The organism is Gottfriedia acidiceleris (assembly GCF_002128425.1).
In the GTDB taxonomy this organism is placed as follows: Bacteria; Bacillota; Bacilli; order Bacillales; family Bacillaceae_G; genus Gottfriedia; species Gottfriedia acidiceleris.
Map to the genome: position 1 here is coordinate 79,360 of NZ_NESS01000010.1, position 22,517 is coordinate 101,876.

Consider the following 22,517-nt stretch of genomic DNA (forward strand, 5'->3'; position numbering starts at 1 on the left):
TTGATCAGTTCGTCAAGTTCATTTCTGTCAAGTTTTAAACAGAAATTTTACTCCTCAATATTTTGTGAAATTCACCGACAATAAATCAACTACACAGACTGACTATGACCTGTCGATATTTCCATTTCGACATTGTTTTTTGATTTCCATAATATAAAGAGTGAACAAATTACAAATAATATACAAAGTAAATATACATTTCGAAAACCTGCTAATTGTGCAAACAGACCTCCGCCTAAGTTTCCTACTAAACTTCCGATTGTCGAGCAATTCGCATAAATTGATGCAGAAAAGCCGGGTGAATTTGGTAATAGGTCGTTAAAATAGCTTATACCATTCCCCATAACGATCGCGATGTATGTTGCCTGTAGCAACTGTGCAATGATTAACTCCCATGTATGGGTAGACATGCTTAAGACTAAGTAGTAGAGTAAACCAATAAAGCAACCGTAGATCATCAATGCATGATTTGAGATTTTTTTAGAAAGTACTCCCAACACAAGCATGATTGGAATTTCTAAACCTGCACATAAGCTTACGACTAATCCAACATCTGTATTAGTACCATGTAGTTCATTGACGATAAAAAGTGGTGTGTTAATCCAATTAATCGAACTAACTGCAAATAATAAGATAAAAGCAATAAACGGTAGTCTAAGCTGTTTTCGTTTAGCGGCTGTGACGTTTGTCTTGTTTTTCTTTTTTATATTGTTCTGGACTGGCTTTCTCTTTTCTAAAAAGAAGAATACTAGTAAAGTAATCATTACATAAATACTAGATGTTCCCCAAAAAAGGCCATGATACCCTTTTGCTCTTAAAATTAAAGTGCCTACTAATGGTCCGATTAAAAATCCTAAAGAAACAAGCGAACGTAAAGTTGATAATGCTAAAGTCTTATCTTTAGATAAACTTGCATTTGCCGATTCCTGTGCTGATGCAAAAATTTGAGGCATGGCCGCTGCACCTAATCCATTAAATAAAGCAACGAAAACTAATAATAAATAGTAATTATGAAATATTAAATAGGATGCATAACCGATCGCCGATGAAATCATCGCAATCATAATGATCCATTTTCTGTCAATCCCTCGATCAGAACGTTCAGCAATAAATGTATTAACTAAAACACCACTTAACGAAATCACTGCCATGAAGATACCAAATGCTCCAGAGCTCATCCCTATATATTTTGTAGAATACAATGATAAATAAGGAGTTGTAATTGAAAGTCCGATTCCAACAAATAACAAACAGATAACAAATAAACTATACCCCTTAATGGCAAATAGATCTTTTATCCGACTAACCATTTTTTAGCCCCCCTTTAACATTCAATATTTTAATCAATTGGTTAAATAAACAAATAAAAACATCCTTGGTTAAATTAACATACTGCACACATTTAACCAAGGAAAACGTTGCTGATTTAGTTGTATTTAGATTTCTTTACTATTATAGTACATTTGACTCTTTGAAAATATATTTTTCGAATGCATATGCAACACCATTTTCATCATTGCTTAAAGTAACTAGATCACTTGAAAGCTTTACTTCTTCTTCAGCATTCCCCATAGCTATTGATAAACCAGCTATATTGAACATCGGTAGATCATTTTTTTCATCTCCAATAGCTACTGTATTTTCTAATGGAATATTAAAATATGTAGCCATGGCTTTTAGCCCATACCCTTTATTTCCATTAATATGTGTGACCTCAAGATTAAAAGGAGATGAACTAGTGACAAAAGTCTCATCTATGAATCTTAATTTTTTTTCAAGTCGTTCCATTTGTTTTGGCTCAAGGGATAGAATAAGAAACTTTTGAATTGTAAAATCATCATTAGCAATTATTTCTTGAACGTTGTTAAAAAACGAATGTCCATATACATTTGGAGGTGTAGTAAACATTTTGAAGTGTCTGTTTTCGAAGTATTCGTTAGGTACACGCCCTGATGAAACAATTTGTTCAAATCGTTTATTCCAATTACTAGGTGCAAATATTCCCTTATTTGTAGAAATATTATACGGTAAGACTTCTTTCTCAACTTCTAAGGCAATTTTTTGTACTTGAGGTCTGCCTAAAGAATTTAGTTCATTTAATTTACCATTCACATATAATGCCGTCCCGTTATGACCTCCAACTGGACAATTTAATCCATACTTTGAAAGTTCATCATTTACTGAACTAGGTGAACGTCCGGATAAAATCACAACGATATGTCCTGCTGCCTGAGCTTTTTTAATCGCGCTTAATGTTTCTTCACTTATTATTTTATTTGTATTCAGTGTAGTACCATCCAGGTCTAAAGCAATCAGTTTCATAAGAATCTCTCCCTTGATCGGTTTTTAAACTTAAATCGTATGAGGTGAGAATGTTTTAAATTGATAATATTATAGTTTTGAAGATATGTTTGATATACTTAATTATGCATTAAAATAATAGAGTTCGTTAACTCATTCCTCTCAAATGATTGCCTAATCCTCTCACTTCTCATATCCTAAAAAAATTTTTTATGTATCTATAAATTTATAGTAAATAAGGAGGACTATATGACTGAAATGAACTTTTCTTATTTAAGCGAACTAACCGAAATTATTGATCGCAATACTAGTTACGAAGGTGTTAACGAGACCTCGATTAACTCGTTATTTTTCATCCGAGAGTCAAATATTACTGATCCGAAATATAGGGTGTATAAGCCATCTATCTGTATTGTTGTTTCTGGTATAAAGAAATTATTATTAGCAAATGAAAGTTTTAAGTATGGCCCTGGAAATTATTTAGTTGCATCTGTTGATTTACCCGTCACAGGCCAAGTTATAGAAGCTACACCAAACGCTCCATATCTAGCTTTAAAAATTGAATTTAATCCAAGTCAAATCTTAGAAATTTTAACTGATACTGAAATTCCGACTAATTCAAAGGAAAATGCGAAACGAGCGATTTTTGTCAATGAGTTAGAGGAATCGATTTTAGATGCAGTAATTAGATTGGCTCGTTTAATAGATTCTCCAGATGATATTCCAATTCTTGCACCTATTTTTACGAAAGAAATTCTCTATAGAGTTTTGCGTGGACCGAATGGAAACATATTGCAACAAATTGCCATCGAAGGTAGTACGACTAATCGAATAAGGGAAGTTATTGAACAAATTAAAACGAATTTTTACAAGCCTTTACGAATTGAAGAGCTTGCAGAAATAGCAAATATGAGTGTTTCTTCCCTACATAGACACTTTAAAGATGTAACTGCAATGAGTCCTCTACAATTTCAGAAACATTTAAGATTGCAAGAAGCGCGACTTTTATTATTGTCTGAGTCTTCAGATGCAGCAGAAGTAGCATTCCGAGTAGGATACGAGAGTCCATCCCAGTTCAGTAGAGAATACTCTCGTTTATTTGGTTTTCCACCGAAAGAAGATATTAAACGAATGAGGGCGAAATAATATAAAAGTTATAAAGTGACTGAATATCCTCAAAAGTTTTCAATTTTTCTGATGGTAAAAAGGTTAAAGTATATCAAATTTATTAATAAGATTGAAAAAGCAAAAAACTAAGATCAAACAATCTTAGTTTTTTGCAATCAAGCACCTATAATCCAATCCGATTCCCTTTTTCAAGTCTTTCAATCTGCTTTGTACCGACTTCGGCTAATTCTTGAAATTGTAGGATTGTTTGACGCATTTTTGGCAAAGCTTCTTGTTTAAATGTACTAATCGATTCAAACGCTGATATGACGTTTGTGAATGAATTTTTCAATGTTTCAACAGAAACCGCTGACTCCATCGCTTGTTTTTGGATTGCAACTCCTTGCTCCTTTAATAATCTAGAAGTACCTTCAATAATCGTATTTGTTGTTTGATTTAAAGCAGTGATTTTTTGTAAAACGATTTTTTGATTATATAGAGCACTTGCTACTGTTACTGCAGTATTAAGTGCAGAAATCGTAACCGTTTTTGCACGTTCAACACCTCGAATTAATTCACGATTATTCCGAATGACAACCTCATACGACATATCTCCTTGGTGATTTACAACTAACATTTGCTGTAGGTCCATGACTCGTTGTCGTAACGGATAAAGAACTTCCTCTGAGATGAATTTAATTTTTTCTTGATCTTCCCCTTCGATTTTTGCTTTTTCAATTTGATTTTCAATTGACTCATCCATTAATGTTCCAAGTTGGATTTCCTTTTCTAGTGTTTTTGATAGCGTTCGAAGAGATAGTTGTTCAAGCTCTAATGTCGTGTTATCATTTTCGAGAATTTTTTTACCCTTATCAAGTGACTTTACGATATCTGCGATTGCGACATCTGCTTTTTCAAATCTTTGAAAATATGAACGAATAGGATTAAATAACTTACCTAATAAACCTGATTTTGCAAAATTAATGACACTTGGATCTAAATCCTTTAATTGTACTTGTAACTCTGATAATCCTTTTGCAACTTGCCCTCCTTCGTCTCCACTTTTAGCAAGTTGACCAAGTGAAACCTTTAGAAGAGAATTTTTATTCGAAGAAGATTTCATCGTCTGTAATCCAAATGATTCGATTGATTGAAGAATTTCCTTTCGTTTTTCGTATGTTTCTTTTGAAACAGTGTCTATTTCCATAATCATCGCTACATTTGCATCCGCGGTTGCTTTTAATTTCATTAATTCCTCTGGTACAGGCTTTACTTGCTCTTCTATTACTGCTTTGATTTCCTCTTCATTTACAACTTGCATAGAAAATGACATTCTTAAATCCTCCTACTAATTAAAGTTGAACATTAAAGAGATTACGAATTTTATAGATTACGTCATCTGAATCAGCATTAATATTTGCAGCTTCGTTAATATTCGAAATACTTTCAAGCGCTTTAATATTAGCGTTATAACCAATCGTATAAATTGGAATTTTATATGCTTTTATGATTCCTTTTACATTCTTCAATGAATTCCCATGATTGGTCTCACCATCGGTTAGGACAAAAATGAGCGGTCTAACATTTGGATTTTTTTTCATTTCATCTTTTAGCATATTAATTGCTACAAGGATTCCATCGTTTGTTGCTGTATCTCCGCTAGCATCGAGGCTAGATACTGCACCAACAAATTTTGACTGTTGATTTGCATCATATTTTGCAATTGGAAGATTAATCGTAACATCGGCAGAGTAAGAGATTAGACCAATACTATTATCTCTTCCTAAATATTTTTGACCTTTAAGTAGTGATTCTTTTAGCTCATTTAATGGTTTACCATCCATACTACCTGAAACATCTGCTACAAAAATCGCAGCAATTGGATTTGAAGTATTCTTCTTTCCTTTCCAAAGTTTCTGTGCAGCACTTAAAGTATCCCCATCGATTGTTTTAAGCTCTGATTTGTAATTGTTCAACCCGTTAAACCCATCTTGTTTTGCAAGTGATTGAAGATTATTTTGACCTGTAAATTCAGCAAATTTTTTCAAAATATCCATTTTCTCTTTTGGTAAATTCCCTAATGCATAAAGTGGACTGTCGTGACGCACTCCAAATGGTATAAATTCGTAACTATTTTTTAAATCAGGTGAATTTACAAATGTTTGATATTCTAAAACAAATGCATCTAGAACGCCTGATTCTGCAGCATCACTCATTTGTAGAGTCGTAGAAGCAGTGAACGGTACATTTGCTTGAAAGCTTTCAAACCCTCTCACAGCAGTATCGCTTAATACATCTTTTGAATCAAAGGAATTTAAAGTCGTAACTAAAAAATTTAATCCTGTTGAACTAGTAAATGGATCGGTATATCCCATTGATAGTTCGTTTTTTGTCATTGCTTCGATGACTGTTTTCGGATCGACTTTACTATACTTTTTCATTAACTCATTATATTTTGACTTCGAAATGACAATACCAGGAACATTTCCAACTAATCGCGAGGAGACGGTTTCTGTTTTAACACCACTTGCCGTAATCATTTGACCCCAAAGTTCATTTGACGGTGTAAAAGCATCAGGAACATATTTACCTGATTTAATAAAGTCTGTTGCAGTACCAGATGCAATGTTTCTTATACTTACAGATACTTGCTTACCATTTAGATTAAATTTTGCATCATTAAACTTATTTGCGACTTCGTTTAACCAACCATTTTTCCCATCACTAGATTTTTCAGTCGATGAAAAAATTTCAACGAAACTATCAGTCGTATTATCTACGGTTACAGGAAATTTAGATATATCAGGAAGTTCACTTGCCACATCAGCTGTACTTAAGTCAATTTGACCTTTAATTGGTTTTGCTTTCGAAATATTTATTTTTGAGATCATTTTAGCTAATTGCTGATTTTTATTTTTATCAGTAATTTTCACAACTTTATCTTCTGAAGTCATATTAATACCAATATAGACAAGAAGAAAAACTACAACAATCACTGCAATAGATACAAAAAGAAACTTCCTCATTTTTATCATCCTTCCATTCATTGCCTATAAAATTTTGTTTGTTGAATTAACGAATCGATTTCTTTCATACATTCCATTTTTTCAATATCATCGATTCCTATTTCATCTAGTCTTGAAATTTCTAAAATTAGTTTATCAATATTAACAAGAATCTCTTCATTCATTTCAATTGCCCTTTTTACGAATTTGATATATTCATTAAAAAGATTTGTTTTCTCTTGAATTAATGACTTTGAGTATCGTAATCCGTCTTTCCCCTTTATTTTTTTATATTCAAGTTCATCAAAAGTACTAATCTTGTTTAGGATGTTTCTTATTCTTAAATAAAATAATGTCTCAACCTCGTCCACAACAGATGCAAACTTGTTGTATGTAATTTCGGTTGGAGAAAATCGATCCGTTAATAAGTTATAAAAAACGCCTTTTTTCTTTTTCATCCGTTCGATTTGCTCAATTGAAGTAATAATATCTTCTTTTAGTACTTTATTATTTTTATATCGACTTAAAGCAAGAACGAAATCTTCATTTGTTTTTAGCTGCTTAATTGACTTATCTTTAACAGGCTTGAAATAAAGTTGAAACAAACTAAATAGAAGTACTAACAAATTCGCTATTATGAACGATACCCCAAATGCAGTTTGAAATGCACTCGCATTAATTAATTGGATTCCGATTAAACCTGGAGAGAATACAATCACATTCAAAATCGAAATAAATGCGATTAGCCCCACTAATTTTAATCCTTTTATCATACTTCACTCCTCCGCTATACTCTATTTATGCTCTATTACTCATTTATATTTATCATTCTGATTTTTTAGTTTAATAAAATTACTTAAATAATGAACAAACTTAAAATTTTCTTTACAACAATTAACTAAAAAAAGACCGCTAAGCAGTCTTTTTGATGGTTTAATAAAATTTAATCCCTTTTCTCTTCAGTGCAGATTGTTGCAAATATACGCCAATCTATCATATCTTCCATTCCTTAAACATAATTCACTAAAAAAAACGCATTGATATTTTCTCAATGCGTTATAAATTAATATTTAATGAGGATTATTTGGATTCGGTTCGATAGGATTTACAATATTATCTCCATTCTCGCCTCCTGTACCTGGTGTTTCTTCACCTGGCTTCGTACCTTCTCCTGTCCCGTTCCCATTACCTTGCCCATTACCATTTTCCTGTCCATTTCCAGTGCCTTGTCCACCTTCATTTGTCGGTGGTGTAGTTGGTTGTTCAGTTGAAGATAAATCAACAGTAACTGTAACAGGACCACTCTTACCTTCAGCGCTCGAAGCAATGATTGTTATTTTCACAATATTCCCAGGGACGATTCCATTAATACTTGTTGCTGTACCTTGAATTTTTTGCGTTTGTCCCGCTGCACCATTTACTGTATAACTTACTTCAAAAGTAGTTTTTTGAATTAGATTTGCAGGATACGACCAACTTAATGAAATATTACTTGTTACAGGATCATAATTTGCCTTAACATTTTTTACAGACTCAATCACTATATCTTTAGGAATATCATCAACTTTTTCTCCTCGAATATATAATTCATTACGTATTTCTTCAACTGATGAAGGTTTTCTAAAGATTGCGTTTCTATCTCCATTAGAAGCTAACATATCTCTTGCAATGAATTTTGCAATATTCGTTGAGCCTTTACCAAGAAAATTATTCTTTTTATTTTTTTCATACCCAGTCCAAACAGCCATTGTAACATCAGAAGAATAGCCTATAAACCAACTATCACGAGTTGCATTATCTGGAAATCCGTATTTTTGTTTTACTTCATCAGAGTAGTTTGTCGTACCTGTTTTACCTGCCATATCAAGACCAGGTACATTTGCTCTTTTACCTGTACCAAGTGGTGTTTTAACTACATCGCGAAGCATATCTGTGATCATATAAGCTGTATAATCACTCATTACTTGTTTAGGCTCAGTTGCAAATACTTTTTCAGTTTTATCAGGATAAATAATTTTTTTAACGGAGTGAGGCTTATTATAGATTCCACCATTTCCAAAAGCAGCATAAGCTCCTGCCATCTCCATTGCTGATACACCTGTGAATCCACCTATAGAATAGGACTCATAATATGTATTTTTCGAAAAGTTAAACCCTAATCCATTCCCAAATTCTCTAGAACGATCACTTCCTACAGCCTGGAAAGTCTTTAATGCAGGGATATTTCGTGAATCGACTAGTGCTAATCGAATTGAAATATCACCTTTATATTTTCGATCCCAGTTTCTAATAGGTGTACCATTAGAATATGTGTAAGACTCGTCAAGAATTTGATGATAAGTTGACCATTTTAAATACTGAATGGCTGGCGCGTAATCAAGAATAGGTTTAATTGAAGATCCAGGCTGTCTTTTAATATCAGTAGCAAAATTTAAACCACCAGTACTAGTATTTCTACCAGCGCCAACTGCTCGTATTTCACCTGTTTTCGTATCTAATAATACAAATCCAGTTTGAAATTCATCACTAGGATAGAAGCTTTTGCCTCTACTTAATATTTCATCTGCTTTATCTTGAGCTTTAGGATCTAAAGTAGTTTCAATCGTCAGTCCATCTGTATAAACATTTGCATCACTGTTTTTTTCCACTTCATTCACGACAACATCGATAAATGAATTATATTTTGTACCACCAGATTCATGAACTTTTACTAATGATTTCATTGGTATTGCTTTTGCATTTGTATATTGTTGATCAGTAATATAACCATATTTTTTCATTTGACTTAAGACTGTATCTCTACGATTTTGTGACTCAACAGGGTGCTTTGCAGGATTATAGCTATTTGGAGCTTTTACCATACCTGCTAAAGTTGCTGCTTCTGGTAATGTAATTTTAGATAAATCTTTACTAAAATAAGTTTCACAAGCTTTGGCTACACCATAAACTCCTCGCCCTTTTAGACCATTTGAAAAGTAAACTTTATTTAAATACATTTCTAAAATTTGATGTTTAGAGTATCTTTGTTCTAATTTAAAAGCTAAATACCATTCCTGAACTTTACGCTTAATTGTTTTTTGAGAAGATAAAAATGAGTTTTTTACTACTTGCTGGGTGATCGTACTTCCACCTTGCGATCCAAAACCTCCAGTAATATTCGCTAAAACTGCTCCGAATACCCGTCGAATGTCTACGCCTTTATGTTTATAAAACCGCACATCTTCTGTCGCAATAAATGCGTCTTCTACTACCTTAGGAATTTCATTGTAGGACACTTTTGTTCGTTGTTCTCTACCTAATTCGGCAACAACTTTTCCATCTTTATCAACTATAGTAGAAGATATCGGTACTTTAAGTTTTGATTCATCTAGTGCGGGTGCTCCGCTAACTAAATATGAAAATATTCCTACACCGATTAGTATGAAAACAATTACGATTGATAATAATGTTACAGTAATTTTTTTCCATAAGCCATCAGACTTATCGGAAATTTTTGAAGGCTTTTCTAGTCGTTTACGTTCTTCTCGCGAACGATATTCATTTGCCATCTTAGTTCGCCTGCCTTTTCAGTAAAATAGAGCTTTTTGGACAAAAATTTATACCTTTTTATAAACTAATTTATAAATAGTAGTATTTTCTACACGCTCTACTTTCATGTACTGAAGAACATCTTTCTCAACTAAAAAAACAGATAAACTTTACTTCTGGTTCATCTGTTTCACAATAATTATTTATTCAATTTTCTTTAGTAGAAAACGTTTTATCAATAAAATCAATTACTTTTTTAGTGTATGTTTCCGGTTCTTCTATAAAAGTTGTGATATGTCCATGATCTGTCAGCCATAATGCTTTATCGTTTTCATTAGGGATTTGGTTATAGATCATTTCACTACTACTGAATGGTACTTTTATATCATTCTTTCCATGTATTAATAAATAATTTGTAGAATTTGCTTTTTGAACTGATATGACCGGCGACACTTCTTTTGGGTCAATGTTTAATAAATGTTTCATAGACCTTAAAATAATTGACGTAAAAGGTTTTTTAGGTAATTTAGACCAAACACTTAAATTATCTTCTAAATATGTTTGCAAATCATGAAATGGACTGTCTGCTATAACTCCTTTAATTTGCGGATGAAGACTACCTACTAGTAAACAAGTTGCTCCGCCCATACTCCATCCGAGCAAAACAATATCTTGCTGTTTTCGTTCACTGATGACATAATCTACTGCAGACGATAAATCATGTTGTTCATAATACCCAATTCCAGTTGTTCGTCCTCCTGATTTTCCACTATTACGGAAGTCAAACATCAATACATTATACCCACGATCATGGATTGATTTCACAATTTGAAGACCATTAATCTTTTTTTGACTTCGTTCATCTGTATACCCGTGTGCTGTTATGACAGTTTTAGAAGTTGAATTTTTTGCTGGTATCCACCAACCTCTTAGTACAACTCGATCAAGACTACTTTTAAATTCAACTTCTTCAAATTCCAAATTGTAATCAGCAGGAGTTTGTTCTGTTTTTCGTCTAAATGGATGCGTTAAAATTAAACCGACTAGTATCGGTATTAGGAAGAATAATACCGGAGATAAAGCTAACATCCAAATTAAAAGCTTATTTATTTTTTTCCGTTCCATCTTGCACACTCCTTTTGTCTATAAGCCAAATAGAAGTTCTCTATTTAAATTATGAAATATGTTTGACTTTGATAGTATAAATGAACTTTTATTTATGTATTAATTGTATCTTTTTAAGTTCCTGTTTATCAATAGATAAGGGGTTCCTAAATTTCAGTTTTACCGAATTTTAGGAACCCCATATAAAGAACTTATAATGACTACAAAAATTTACTTATGTGCTAATTTTGTGATGTCTTCCATTATACAATCTTGTGGTCCTTGTTTACTTGTTAATATAACTAATGTTGTGATTGCGACTAAATAAAATAAAAACATTGCACAGAATCCAATCACTAAAAACATAAGATTACCACCTTTTTGTTTGTTATGACTTTCACAAGTTAAATATAACATATAAAGTTTAAAGTGAATTCTTGATCTTATGTACATTTCGTGACAAATTTCACAAAGTTGCGTTTGAGAGACTGTATTAGATGAAATAAATAGAGCTTTTCTATTCTCCATAATCTATTCATAAATTTGTTATTAAAAAATGGAAAATCTTTCAAATAATTTCAAGCGAAAAAAGTCGGAAAATGGTATAATAGAGATACTACATAACTTGGGATTCGGCTAACCTACCCTTCAATGAAAGGTGGTGATGCCTATGACGGAGCATGAAACGATCAGTTTAATGCTAGAAAGTGTAATGGCAACGATTGCGCTAATTAGCTTAATCGTTGCCATCATCAATATTACTTCTAATAAGAAGTAACCGTCCTTCCCCAAGGACATATTTGTCAGCCGTATCACTACGGATGTAGTACTTTAAGTTTGGTGTTACCAGCACCAAACTCTTTTTTATTATACCCATATTATATCATAATTTATAATTAATTCTAACAACTTATTAATCGAAAAAATGGCAATTAAATTTATATTTAGACAAAGCTTTAAAAAATTTATAACGAAAAGCACTCATCTATTAAATCTAATATTAAAATTCGTACCATTTTCACTTGTTGTAAAATCAATAGTAGCATTATTTCGCTTAGCAATCGCATAGCAAATTGCTAAACCTAATCCAGTTCCATTTTCTTTTGATGTGACAAATGGGGTGGATATTCGCTCGATTATTTCCGATGGAATGCCAGTACCTTCATCACTAATTGACATAACAATTTTATCGTCTTCCATATAAGTATGTATTTTTACAGTTTTTCCAACATCCATCGCGTCTAAAGAATTACTAACTATATTCAAAAGTAGCTGTCGAATTTCATTTTGATCAATGATTACATTAGGAATATCATTTAGCTCTCTTATAATCAGTTTGTCCTCTTTTAATGATCTAGTTTCAAGTAATGGATAAAAAGTATTTATTATTTGATTTAAATTATGTTCTTCAAGTTTGTTAGGCTTTTTCTTTGCAATATCGAGAAATTCAGTAATAATTAAGTTAACTCGATTAATTTCATCGATCATAACTTCAAATATTTGGCTATAGCTTTCAAAATCTTTATTTTGTAAACCTAACTGTAAAAACCCCTTTACAGTAGTGAGTGGATTTCTAATTTCATGCGCTACACCAGCAGCCATTTCTCCTATTATTTTTAGTTTTTCATAATATCTCTGCTCTTCTTCCTGTATTTTTTTCTCAGATATATCACTAAAAATTGCTAGTATCCCATTCTGATCAGGTATCACCTTAATTTCGTAAGATATAAATGAGTATTCTGCTATTGTTTCAAACGATTGAATTTTTTGTTCATTATAAGCCTTATTGTAATAGTAATATACATCAGTATTTACATAATTAGGTAATGCCTTCCATAAACAAACACCTAATAACTCTTCTTTAGGCCTTTCAATCATTGCTTCAGCTACCTTATTAATAAATACAAATTCCATTTTCGAATTTAAATAGTAACATCCTTCTGCCATATTATTAAAAACTTCATGTAGGTCAACATGATTTATTAATTTATCATCTTCATTCAAATTACTTTTTGAAACCAAAGTCATCATTCTCCTTCCTATTTTGATGACTAAAAATTTAAAATTAATCTAGTATAAAATTAGAATATCACATTTCTGAATTTTCGGAAATAAACCCACGTCCTATTTTTGAGTTAAATACAAATATTTAGCCAAATTTATAATTTAATTAAAAAACTTAAAGACTGAAAGAAATTTACTTCTTATTTTTAAAACTAATTCCGTGTAAAAAACCATCTTTTTGGCGTTCTTTTATTATGATCATTAGTAAACAAAATAAATAGAACAGAGTATATGAATTATTATTTATCAACAGATTGCTTATTATTTTCAAAATACAAAAACCAGCAAATGCACCATATAGAAAATTAAGAATATCTCTAAACACAAAAAACCCCCTCATATTCACCCTATGAACCATAGGAGAAATATAGAAGGACAAAGTTTTAAATAGTTTATATTAGAATAAATAGAGCTTTTAGAACCAAAATCATACCTGGAGTATAATTTTCTGAAATAAGTCATCCATAGACATGAATTCACTAATATAATGCACTTACTCCACACCTACCTATTTCACAAAGTTTAACTCTTTTTTAATATCCATTATGTTCATTTCTCTTCGCTACTTCATACGTCTCTTTTGTATCGATATCGAAAAAGTCCCACTTGTTTCCAAATTCAACTAATAACCCTTCTAAATTAGGATGATTTCGAATAATTGCTCTTGCTCCTTCATCTCCATTCAACATGAATAAGTCTGGTACAGTATTAGACGAAAATATGATTGGCGGTCTAGGTACACCATGAAAGCTTGCTGCTAAAAAAGGAATTGTTGAATTCTTACTAACACGATTTAAATAATTTTGATGTAATTCATTAATAGTTTGGATCGATAAAAAAGGTTGGTCTGCAAGGAGGATCATTATCCCTATAGGCTTTGTTTTTAGAGCTGCTTTTAAACCACATTTTAAAGAGTATGATTGGCCCATGTTAGCACTTTTACATGGTACATGTGTCCAAAAGTCATTATAAGGTTTTTGTAAAAGATCATTACTAATCCAATTTAGTGAATCATTTTCTTTTGTTACAACATAAACATGGTCAATATTAGAATTGATAAATTTACGTAAACCAAAACTTCCAATTGTTGAATTGCCTAATGGAAGTGAAATTTTATTTTGCCCCATTCTTTTACTACTACCTGCAGCAAGTAAAATTGCAATGATTCTACTATTCTTCATGCTTAGAATTCTTCTTTATTCTTTGTCTTTGAATTAATTCACCAACAATACTGATAGCAATCTCTTCCGGACCCTCAGCACCAATTTGTAGCCCAGCTGGACTATTTATTTCTGAATCTATTTTTTTACCATCCAAAAGACGTTGTATTCGCTTTTTACCACCAAGAACTCCTAAATACTTAAGATTAATATTTAAAATATGATTTAATATTTCTTTATCTTTTTGAAATTGATGAGTAATGATTATGGCTGAATCAGAAGTAGTCAATTGAAGTCTTGGTATTATCTCGCTAGGAAAGCCAACGATTAGTTGATCTGCGTCTGGAAAGAATTCTTTAGAACATAAATCAGATCGCCAATCGGTTAACGTTACGAAGAATCCTGCTAAAGATGCAAGTTTTACTAACGGAATCGCATCCTTTCCAGCTCCAAACACGAATAAACGAGGCTTAGGATAAAAAGTATGTAAATACATATTAGTTCCAACCGGTTCAATCGTTCTAAGTCCGCTTTTCTGATTAGTGCATTGTAATTCATTTAAAACATCTTTAAGATAATCTAATTTTCGCTCATTACAATTCCCAAAAAATGTCTTTTCATCTACTAAGAACAAAGTATCCACATCATTGTTATCATTCGATAAAATTTTCATCATCGATACACTTGTACCATTTAAAAGAAATGTTTTTAATCTAGTTAGTAAATTAAACATACTTTCATCAATTGGCTCTAAAAGCACAGTAATTATCCCGTTACACCCTGCTCCATTTCCCCATGTTAAATCATCCTCTGCACTCATATCATATGTAACAGTTTGAGGTGTCTTTCTTACTCTTGTTTCTTGAACTCGATAAGACAAATCTGCTTCAAGGCAACCGGCACTTAATAAACCAACTTCTTTCCCATTCCCCTTAAATAACATGGAAGTTCCTTCTTTGCGGTATGCAGAGCCTTCTACGTGAATAATTGTAGCTAGTACATCCCCTTCTTTAGATGATGATATCTCATTTAGTATCTCATGGATACTTTCCATTAGATCACTCCTAAATGTAAACTTTTAAAACGACATTTTTAATATATAGTTCTATGATAAATATGTTATGTCTGGATTCTAAAATTAATTAACTTAAGAAATAACGAATACTAAAAAAAAAGATTAACCACAATTTATGGTTAACCAATAATTTTAAAGCAGTTACAATTCATCATTTAAAGTGAAAAATAAAAACTTTGTTCAATATCTATTATTATTTTATACCTAGCGCGTTCTTTCCAATATTTGCCAATACAATTTGTCCTTCAACAGTTGGATGAATATCTCCATGTCGAACATAAGTTGCTTGTTTTTCACCAAATGCAGAAAAAGCATCAGCTATTTTAATTTTCTTGTATTTACCTACAATGCTTTCAATTTTCGGATTAATGACGAGCGATAATAATTGATTTGATAATGTATGCATAGGTTGATTACTTACTTGAAATGGATTATAGAAATTGTAAACAACGACAGGAGCATCGCTAAGTCCTCGAATTTCCTGAATTATTTCATTTAAGTTTTCTACTAATTTCGGCATCATTGAAGCAATCTTTCTAGGAAGTTGTTCTAAATTATTACTTTTTTTCAAAGTATGTAACAAATCATTATTTCCTATTTCCAAAGTTATATAATCTGCATGTTTGACTGATTGTCTGAAATTGGTATCATGTTTAATTGCTTGCAAAAGATTATCTGTAGTCCAACCAGGAACGCCTAAATCACGAACTTCAAGGTTTGCGTTTTCACCAATAAGAAATGGGAACGCATAATTAGATGGTATATCATTATTAGTACCTAAATTAAAACCAAATGTGATAGAATCTCCAAGTCCTACTAGATCAATCGTTTCATAAGCATTACCATTATTATCTTTTGCAAGTACTTTAGTTGAAAATAGAGAACCTGCTAAAGCAAAAGTTAGTAAAGTTATACCTAATTTTCTTCTTCTCAACAAATACGCCCCCATAAATAAGTGTATTAAGATACTAAACTTCTTTTTACGATACATAAAAAGAAGTAATACAAGACTTAAATTACCAATTTTCAGGAATATACTCATATTACCTTTTTATAGGTAGTGTGTTTATTAAATTATTTGTCTAAAAGAACAAAAACATGTATCCATAACCTTAGTTTAGATAATAGTAGAATGATTTTTAGAAATAAAAAAAGCTAACCGTTTTAGTTAGCAATTTAATGAAATTACTTAATCTCATATTAAATAATTTGAAACTTCTTTTCTCGCTCTATATTTATGAAATCTCAGCAACTTTTGAAGGGTTATTTAGTTTATATTTAACCTCTTTGTTTAATTTTTTATCAACTACTTTACCATCAAATTGATAAGATTTACCAACCTCTAACTCAGCTGCTTTTAATGTTTTACTCAATGAACACCAAGCATTTCCAATTAATAAATCTTGATCTCCTTTAACAGCTACATTTTCCCAAATAACAATTTCTTCTTCGCTATCATTAAAATGATTATATTTTGTACTAAATTCTTTAACAATGCCATTAAAATGTGATTTTTCAGTAGGTAAAGTAATTGAAACTTCCTCTTTCTTTTCTACTTTTTTCTTAGTAGTAGCTTTAGAAATACTTTCTTTCGACTTAGTTGTTGTGTCTGTTTTCTTTTCTTCAACGTTCTTCGTTTCACTTTCACCTACTGTGTATACTTTCTTAAAGCTTGGAGATTGCATTTCTTTTAAATAAGCAGGATGAATACATGATAAATTGCCATCTTCAAATTCAATAATAATTGTATGATACTCATCCGTAACCCCATAAGTTTCATAGCCTACAAGCTTTACATTTACTTGAAAATCTTGACCTTTGAATAAAAAATCATGTTTTGGATTTTTATTAAATAAACCCCAAAATCGTCCTTTATCTAAATAATCCTCATCAGACACAAATTTTGTAAATTCTCCTTTTGGAGGTATGTATTTAATTAAATCACTTTTCTCATTTTGCACTAAATTTTCTGTCATTTTTTTACTCCTTTTGGTGAATCTTTTTTATTTCCATTTTTTAGTAGTAGTTTTTTTAGTTTTATGTAGAAATTATAGAGTAGTTTTAAACATTTTGTCCATCTTATCGTTAAAAGAATTAAAATTTGGAATAAATTACGGTACGTGAAATTTTCCATGTTAACGATTGTTCATTTGTAATTTTTAAAAATATTGATTTAAAATTCTATATCGCTTTGAAAATTACGGTGAGTGAAATTTCGATTGAATATTCTGTCCTCATTTCTTTTTGAACAAAATGAAACTTAAATAAAAAAACGCCGATTTTTTAACCGACGTTTTTAAAAACTAAAATTCGACCTTATCAAAATGATAACAATTTGTTAAATATGACTTTTTGGAATTTACGACTAGCTTTTGGCAATAATCTTCTAAAACTTTTGGTCCTGTAACAAATTTACTCATCGCAAATGTACCTTTTCGATATTGGTCTGTTCTATCTCTTGAGCTATCAAATCGATAATAAATTAATTTTCCATTAAACTGATATTCGGTAATCACTGGATCACCTTTTGATGTAAACTCAACAAATCGAATAAAGTCTGGCTTTTTATTTTTTACATTATTAACAAATTTTTTAATCCGCTCATTATGTGTAGTAGTTCTTCCTATTATTAATATATCTCCATTTTTTTGTGCATCTTCTTTACTATACGATGATGGGATTTTGTTAGTTTCTTTTTCACCGTAATTCTCAATTTCTTTTTTTAGCATTTCTTTCGTAAAAACACTAGCCTCTGCTACCATAAAATGATCGAAGGAAAAACCAAGAAATGTTAAAAGCAAAAACGATATAATTGATTTATACATTTTACCCTCCAATATTACAATTAATAATATTGGTTAGTTTTTCCATTCCAATATAACTTATACAAGTGACTAAAAATCCACCTTTACGTAAAAAGGTGGATTTTTTGTTTATGAAGAGTATGAGCTATATGAACTTGAATGTCTACGATGGTGGCGTCTGGATGATGAAGAGTGCCTGCGGTAATTTCTTGAAGATGAATGTTCATGTCGTCTTTTATGTTTTCGATGACGTCGATGGGAACTTCCAAACAATGATTTAAAAAATCCTAACTGGAGAGTTTCTTCTTCAAGGGAAAATCGACCGACGTCAACAATTCGAACTTCGCCATCATTCGATAACATTATATTATGATTATGTAAGTCGAATGCATTTAAACCTGCATTTTGAGCGTCAAAAATTGCTTGATTAATCTCAGTTTCATATTGTTTACGTAAATTTTTACTATGTCCATCTAATTGATAAAATGTTTCACCAAATACTCGATCGCTCACCATAAAATCATTCGTAAATGCGTGGACTTTTGGATAGTATATACTTCGTTCGAGAAGGTGAAGTTTCATTCCGTCATCTCGACTTTTTCCATCTTCCCTAAATACTTTTATAACATAATTGTCTCTAGTGTAAACATCATCTTTTCCACTCGCTAAGTACTCAAAATGATCTGCAAGTTCACCAAATAAAGTAAAATCATGAATTTCTTGCAAAAGCGATTGTTTCATCCAAAAGCCCCTTTCAGTTTGAAAATAATCTTAAATGTTAAGTTCTCAAGATTAGAATTTTCTTTACAAATATATTCTCTAAAAACAATCTTTTTACCTACTGATCCTTTTGATTTACAAAAAAAGTTATCTGTATAGTAGTAATTTGTATTAGCTATGATTTTTGGGGATACTACCCTATTAACAGAGATGTTTGTATATGTAATTTATGTTTCAATCGTATAGACAAAAAAGGAGTTAGTAAATATGCATGAAATAATTATGAGTTTAATCGCAGGTTTAATCGTTGGAGTTGTATTTACACTCATTAAATTACCAATCCCAGCACCTCCAGTATTTTCAGCAATTTGTGGAATTATAGGTGTATGGGGTGGCATGAAATTAGTTCAACTATTTATATAAATAAACCTGACTGTATTTAATGATATTTTTATATCGATTGGAAACAATAAGATTGCAAATTAGAAATTATTCTACGATTTTGTAGTTTGGAGGAAAATAAATGTCATATATTATCGCAATCATTGGCATTATCTTGATACTTGCTATTTGTTGGTTAATGTCTAATGATAAAAAGCACATTAATTATAAAGCTGTAGCAATTATGTTAGTGGTTCAATTAATTTTAGCTTGGTTTATGCTAAAAACCTCAATTGGAAGAACAGTTCTACAAAAGATCGTCGCTTTCTTTAATAAAGTTTTATCTTTCGGTAACGAAGGTATTTCATTTGTATTTGGTGATTTATCTACAAAAGGTTATTTCTGGATTAACGTTTTAATGATGATTATTTTTGTTTCTTCATTATTATCAATTTTGACTTATACAAGAATACTACCGTTAGCAATTAAATATATCGGTGGTGCAGTTGCAAAAGTTACAGGATTACCAAAGATTGAGTCATTCGTTGCCGTAAATAGTATGGTATTCGGTGATACAACAGCAATACTTTCGGTTAAAACTGAATTACATAAACTTACACCTAACCGATTATTTGTTGTCGTTACTTCTTCGTTAGTAGCAGTATCATGTTCTATCTTAGGCGCATATATGCAAATGATTCCTGCTGAATATGTACTAGTTGCACTACCGATCAATGTGTTCTCTGGTTTAATTCTTTCTTCAATGGCATGTCCTGTTACATCAGAACAGGATGAAGATATTAATGTTAAAGAAATGATTAAAGAAAAGTCATTATTTGAAGCCATCGGAAACGGTGCACTAGATGGTGGTAAAGTTGCCTTAATTGTAGGTGCAATGTTAATAACCTACATTGGTTTACTTGCAATGATTAATTTCGTTTTCAATTCGATTATCGGAATGACATTTACCGAAATTTTAGGTTATGTTTTTGCACCAGTTGCTTTCATCATGGGTATCCCAACAGATGAATTAGTACGTTCGGGATCAGTTATGGGTACAAAAGTTGCTGCAAATGAGTTTGTGGCAATGCTTGATTTCCAAAAAATCATTCCTAATTTATCAACAAAAACTGTAGCTATCGTGTCATCATTCTTAGTTTCATTTGCTAACTTTTCTTCAATTGGTATTATATATGGAGCAGTTGCTGCGATTGATAAAAAGCAATCAGAGCTTTTTGCTAAAATTGGTTTAAAAGTATTATTAGTTGCTACACTAGGTTCAGTTTTAACAGGTACGATTGTAGGATTATTTGTTAGATAATAAAATCATTTATAATAACGGAAAACAAAAAACAGCCGAATCTTTTTATTAATTTTTCGGCTGTTTTGTTTTATTATTAATCTTTTTCGTCAATATTACGAATTTGTTCTTGCAACTTTTACTTCAATAATCCATAGAGCACAAAATGTTATATATAAAAATCTAATTGATTTGATAAAATTTCTTGGTTGAGCCTATGCTGTACTTTGCCCTTCTTTTTCTTTATATCCAAATATCTTTTAAAAACTAAATACGGTATGTGAAATTTTTACGGATTTCAAGAAAACATTTTAATATTTGTATTGTTTGTTTTTATTTTGAAATAAATTGTTCAAAGAATAACATATTAAACAAAACAAAATCTCGTTAATATACTTGCATTCATTTTTGATTTATTTACCTATATATAAAATTAAACCGTCTTTTTTAGGAATTTGGTTAATACCTCTACAATCAAATGATGATCTTCCTCTTGAGCTAAGCCTGAAACAGTAATTACGCCAATTACGCCCGATCCTTCGATTTTAATAGGAAATGCCCCACCATGTGCAGTAAACTCAGATGGACTGGCTGAATAAAATTCATTATATGATCTTTTTTTCATTTCGTTGTAAAGTCTCATATAATAAGAGCTGCAATGATGACGGAGAACAATATTAGATTTCCGCTTGATCCATAAATCTTGGTCTGGAGAGGTGTTATCCATTGCATAATGGAAAATGCTTTGACCGTTTTTTAAAATATTTATAGCAACCGGTTTATCAAACCCTTTAGCTGCTTCAATAATTAACAAACCAATTTCTAAAGCATCATTATTTGAAAAACTTTTAAATATTAAGTTTTCTTCTTGTTTTCTTACCTCTTCAAGTCTTTGTTGAATAGTTATCTCTTCCATACATCCTCCAATTATAGATAGATCACTTTCTTTTCTTTACTACTTTTAAGTGCTGCTTCAATGATTTTTATAACAGATAAGCCATCTTTACCTGTAACGGGAGCATCTGAACCTGTTAAAATACTTTCAGCAATTTTCTTATAATACGTTGTATACGAGCCTGGTATCGTTTCAATCGTTTCTTCGATTTCTTTTTCACCTTCAACAGTATAAAGCTTTCCATATAATTGTGGTTCATCTGTTCCCCATGGTTGTTCAGTAGGTTTTTTACCTTCTTTTAATGCAGCTTCTTGTCCATCAATTCCATACTTTATAAAGCTCCCTTTGTTTCCATGAACTTGAAAGCGTGGTCCGTTACTTGGGATGATCGAACCAGAATGTAAGATTACTCGTAGTTTGTCATATCCTAATATAATATGGAAATAATCATCAGTTACAGAATTTTCTCTTTGTGCAATTACATCTGCTGAAATGAACCTAGGCTGTCCAAAAAGGCTTAAAGCCTGATCAATTAAATGTGAACCTAAATCATATAACATGCCAGAACCAGGACCTTCTTTTTCTCTCCATCGATTTCTTACTTCTGGTCTATAACGGTCAAAATGAACTTGATATGTATTGATTTCTCCTAATACACCGTCATTTATTAGCTTTTTAACTGTTAAAAAGTCATTATCCCATCTTCTGTTATGATAAACGCTTAACAGTAAATTCTTTTCTTCTGCAATTTTAATTAGCTCTTCTGCTTCCCTTGTTTCCACTACCATTGGTTTTTCTAAAATGACATGTTTTCCAGCTTCTAAACTTTGTTTTGCCATTTCATAATGCATACCACTTGGTGTAGTAATGACAACTAAATCAATCAATTCATCTTTTAGTACCTCATCTAAACTACTTACTACCTCTACATTTCCTAAATCTCTTTTTACCTCTTCCTTTTTGGAACTAACAACTTTTGTCATTTCAAATTCATCTAATGCACTAATAAATGGAGCGTGGAATGTAGATCCTGAAAAACCATATCCAACTAAACCAACCTTAATTTTTTTCAT

The 22,517-nt window shown here is 31.3% G+C and carries 20 protein-coding genes; 3 read left to right on the plus strand and 17 right to left on the minus strand.

What is annotated here, in order from left to right; all coding sequences use genetic code 11:
* Positions 1–89 precede the first annotated feature (89 nt).
* Together B6K90_RS17245 and B6K90_RS17250 are read right to left on the minus strand one after the other, a co-directional pair.
* Entirely contained in the window at positions 90–1,310 is a 1,221-nt protein-coding gene (locus tag B6K90_RS17245) for a sugar efflux transporter (RefSeq protein WP_088014001.1), read from the minus strand.
* A gap of 142 nt (positions 1,311–1,452) precedes the next feature.
* The gene (locus tag B6K90_RS17250) at positions 1,453–2,322 is read right to left on the minus strand and encodes a Cof-type HAD-IIB family hydrolase (protein ID WP_088014002.1); all 870 of its coding nucleotides are present in this window, start codon (positions 2,320–2,322) and stop codon (positions 1,453–1,455) included.
* Positions 2,323–2,550: 228 nt separating this feature from the next.
* Here B6K90_RS17250 and B6K90_RS17255 point away from each other — a divergent pair, with 228 nt between their 5' ends.
* Positions 2,551–3,447: an AraC family transcriptional regulator gene (locus tag B6K90_RS17255; protein WP_088014003.1), complete on the plus strand. Its 897-nt coding sequence runs from the start codon at positions 2,551–2,553 to the stop codon at positions 3,445–3,447.
* A 145-nt stretch (positions 3,448–3,592) separates the two neighbouring features.
* Here B6K90_RS17255 and B6K90_RS17260 read toward each other — a convergent pair whose 3' ends face one another.
* From B6K90_RS17260 to B6K90_RS17320, 13 genes are all read right to left on the minus strand, one after another.
* Positions 3,593–4,741 carry a toxic anion resistance protein gene (locus B6K90_RS17260; protein WP_088014004.1) on the minus strand — a complete coding sequence of 383 codons (1,149 nt, stop codon included), beginning with the start codon at positions 4,739–4,741 and terminating at the stop codon, positions 3,593–3,595.
* A 19-nt stretch (positions 4,742–4,760) separates the two neighbouring features.
* Positions 4,761–6,443 carry a vWA domain-containing protein gene (locus B6K90_RS17265; protein WP_088014005.1) on the minus strand — a complete coding sequence of 561 codons (1,683 nt, stop codon included), beginning with the start codon at positions 6,441–6,443 and terminating at the stop codon, positions 4,761–4,763.
* A gap of 8 nt (positions 6,444–6,451) precedes the next feature.
* Positions 6,452–7,186: a hypothetical protein gene (locus B6K90_RS17270; RefSeq protein ID WP_088014006.1), complete on the minus strand. Its 735-nt coding sequence runs from the start codon at positions 7,184–7,186 to the stop codon at positions 6,452–6,454.
* Positions 7,187–7,483: 297 nt separating this feature from the next.
* Positions 7,484–9,961 (minus strand): transglycosylase domain-containing protein, encoded by a 2,478-nt coding sequence (locus tag B6K90_RS17275; protein ID WP_088014007.1) that lies wholly within the window; start codon positions 9,959–9,961, stop codon positions 7,484–7,486.
* A 187-nt stretch (positions 9,962–10,148) separates the two neighbouring features.
* Positions 10,149–11,066 (minus strand): alpha/beta hydrolase, encoded by a 918-nt coding sequence (locus B6K90_RS17280; RefSeq protein WP_088014008.1) that lies wholly within the window; start codon positions 11,064–11,066, stop codon positions 10,149–10,151.
* A gap of 210 nt (positions 11,067–11,276) precedes the next feature.
* Positions 11,277–11,411, minus strand: a complete 135-nt coding sequence (locus tag B6K90_RS24380) for a hypothetical protein (protein ID WP_268875903.1) — start codon at positions 11,409–11,411, stop codon at positions 11,277–11,279.
* A 615-nt stretch (positions 11,412–12,026) separates the two neighbouring features.
* On the minus strand, positions 12,027–13,073 hold the full coding sequence (locus B6K90_RS17285) for an ATP-binding protein (protein ID WP_167555413.1): 1,047 nt from the start codon (positions 13,071–13,073) through the stop codon (positions 12,027–12,029).
* Between the two features lie 569 nt (positions 13,074–13,642).
* Positions 13,643–14,290 (minus strand): NTP transferase domain-containing protein, encoded by a 648-nt coding sequence (locus B6K90_RS17295; protein ID WP_088014011.1) that lies wholly within the window; start codon positions 14,288–14,290, stop codon positions 13,643–13,645.
* On the minus strand, positions 14,280–15,323 hold the full coding sequence (locus tag B6K90_RS17300) for an XdhC family protein (protein WP_088014012.1): 1,044 nt from the start codon (positions 15,321–15,323) through the stop codon (positions 14,280–14,282). The genes B6K90_RS17295 and B6K90_RS17300 overlap by 11 nt, the downstream gene beginning before the upstream one ends.
* Positions 15,324–15,537: 214 nt before the next feature.
* Positions 15,538–16,278 (minus strand): GDSL-type esterase/lipase family protein, encoded by a 741-nt coding sequence (locus tag B6K90_RS17305; RefSeq protein WP_167555414.1) that lies wholly within the window; start codon positions 16,276–16,278, stop codon positions 15,538–15,540.
* Positions 16,279–16,579: 301 nt separating this feature from the next.
* On the minus strand, positions 16,580–17,320 hold the full coding sequence (locus B6K90_RS23950) for a hypothetical protein (RefSeq protein ID WP_174567636.1): 741 nt from the start codon (positions 17,318–17,320) through the stop codon (positions 16,580–16,582).
* Between the two features lie 327 nt (positions 17,321–17,647).
* A complete protein-coding gene (locus B6K90_RS17315) occupies positions 17,648–18,169 on the minus strand; it encodes a DUF4362 domain-containing protein (protein ID WP_088014014.1) in 522 nt (173 codons plus the stop codon).
* A gap of 108 nt (positions 18,170–18,277) precedes the next feature.
* Complete coding sequence (locus B6K90_RS17320; protein WP_088014015.1) at positions 18,278–18,889, minus strand: protein kinase family protein; 612 nt, start codon at positions 18,887–18,889, stop codon at positions 18,278–18,280.
* A gap of 246 nt (positions 18,890–19,135) precedes the next feature.
* Between B6K90_RS17320 and B6K90_RS17325 the strand changes: the two genes are divergently transcribed.
* Together B6K90_RS17325 and B6K90_RS17330 are read left to right on the plus strand one after the other, a co-directional pair.
* The gene (locus B6K90_RS17325) at positions 19,136–19,291 is read left to right on the plus strand and encodes a XapX domain-containing protein (protein ID WP_025671048.1); all 156 of its coding nucleotides are present in this window, start codon (positions 19,136–19,138) and stop codon (positions 19,289–19,291) included.
* Between the two features lie 100 nt (positions 19,292–19,391).
* Positions 19,392–20,570 carry a NupC/NupG family nucleoside CNT transporter gene (locus tag B6K90_RS17330; RefSeq protein WP_088014016.1) on the plus strand — a complete coding sequence of 393 codons (1,179 nt, stop codon included), beginning with the start codon at positions 19,392–19,394 and terminating at the stop codon, positions 20,568–20,570.
* Between the two features lie 412 nt (positions 20,571–20,982).
* Here B6K90_RS17330 and B6K90_RS17335 read toward each other — a convergent pair whose 3' ends face one another.
* Both B6K90_RS17335 and B6K90_RS17340 read right to left on the minus strand, forming a co-directional pair.
* Positions 20,983–21,465, minus strand: a complete 483-nt coding sequence (locus B6K90_RS17335) for a heme-degrading domain-containing protein (protein ID WP_088014017.1) — start codon at positions 21,463–21,465, stop codon at positions 20,983–20,985.
* Positions 21,466–21,476: 11 nt separating this feature from the next.
* On the minus strand, positions 21,477–22,517 hold the full coding sequence (locus tag B6K90_RS17340; RefSeq protein ID WP_088014018.1) for an oxidoreductase: 1,041 nt from the start codon (positions 22,515–22,517) through the stop codon (positions 21,477–21,479).

Bases quoted from the DNA above. Each gene is read 5' to 3' on its own strand.
- B6K90_RS17245 (WP_088014001.1), bottom strand. From the start codon at position 1,310: ATGGTTAGTCGGATAAAAGATCTATTTGCCATTAAGGGGTATAGTTTA.
- B6K90_RS17250 (WP_088014002.1), bottom strand. From the start codon at position 2,322: ATGAAACTGATTGCTTTAGACCTGGATGGTACTACACTGAATACAAAT.
- B6K90_RS17255 (WP_088014003.1), top strand. From the start codon at position 2,551: ATGACTGAAATGAACTTTTCTTATTTAAGCGAACTAACCGAAATTATT.
- B6K90_RS17260 (WP_088014004.1), bottom strand. From the start codon at position 4,741: ATGTCATTTTCTATGCAAGTTGTAAATGAAGAGGAAATCAAAGCAGTA.
- B6K90_RS17265 (WP_088014005.1), bottom strand. From the start codon at position 6,443: ATGATAAAAATGAGGAAGTTTCTTTTTGTATCTATTGCAGTGATTGTT.
- B6K90_RS17270 (WP_088014006.1), bottom strand. From the start codon at position 7,186: ATGATAAAAGGATTAAAATTAGTGGGGCTAATCGCATTTATTTCGATT.
- B6K90_RS17275 (WP_088014007.1), bottom strand. From the start codon at position 9,961: ATGGCAAATGAATATCGTTCGCGAGAAGAACGTAAACGACTAGAAAAG.
- B6K90_RS17280 (WP_088014008.1), bottom strand. From the start codon at position 11,066: ATGGAACGGAAAAAAATAAATAAGCTTTTAATTTGGATGTTAGCTTTA.
- B6K90_RS24380 (WP_268875903.1), bottom strand. From the start codon at position 11,411: ATGTTTTTAGTGATTGGATTCTGTGCAATGTTTTTATTTTATTTAGTC.
- B6K90_RS17285 (WP_167555413.1), bottom strand. From the start codon at position 13,073: ATGACTTTGGTTTCAAAAAGTAATTTGAATGAAGATGATAAATTAATA.
- B6K90_RS17295 (WP_088014011.1), bottom strand. From the start codon at position 14,290: ATGAAGAATAGTAGAATCATTGCAATTTTACTTGCTGCAGGTAGTAGT.
- B6K90_RS17300 (WP_088014012.1), bottom strand. From the start codon at position 15,323: ATGGAAAGTATCCATGAGATACTAAATGAGATATCATCATCTAAAGAA.
- B6K90_RS23950 (WP_174567636.1), bottom strand. From the start codon at position 17,320: ATGACAGAAAATTTAGTGCAAAATGAGAAAAGTGATTTAATTAAATAC.
- B6K90_RS17315 (WP_088014014.1), bottom strand. From the start codon at position 18,169: ATGTATAAATCAATTATATCGTTTTTGCTTTTAACATTTCTTGGTTTT.
- B6K90_RS17320 (WP_088014015.1), bottom strand. From the start codon at position 18,889: ATGAAACAATCGCTTTTGCAAGAAATTCATGATTTTACTTTATTTGGT.
- B6K90_RS17325 (WP_025671048.1), top strand. From the start codon at position 19,136: ATGCATGAAATAATTATGAGTTTAATCGCAGGTTTAATCGTTGGAGTT.
- B6K90_RS17330 (WP_088014016.1), top strand. From the start codon at position 19,392: ATGTCATATATTATCGCAATCATTGGCATTATCTTGATACTTGCTATT.
- B6K90_RS17335 (WP_088014017.1), bottom strand. From the start codon at position 21,465: ATGGAAGAGATAACTATTCAACAAAGACTTGAAGAGGTAAGAAAACAA.
- B6K90_RS17340 (WP_088014018.1), bottom strand. From the start codon at position 22,517: ATGAAAAAAATTAAGGTTGGTTTAGTTGGATATGGTTTTTCAGGATCT.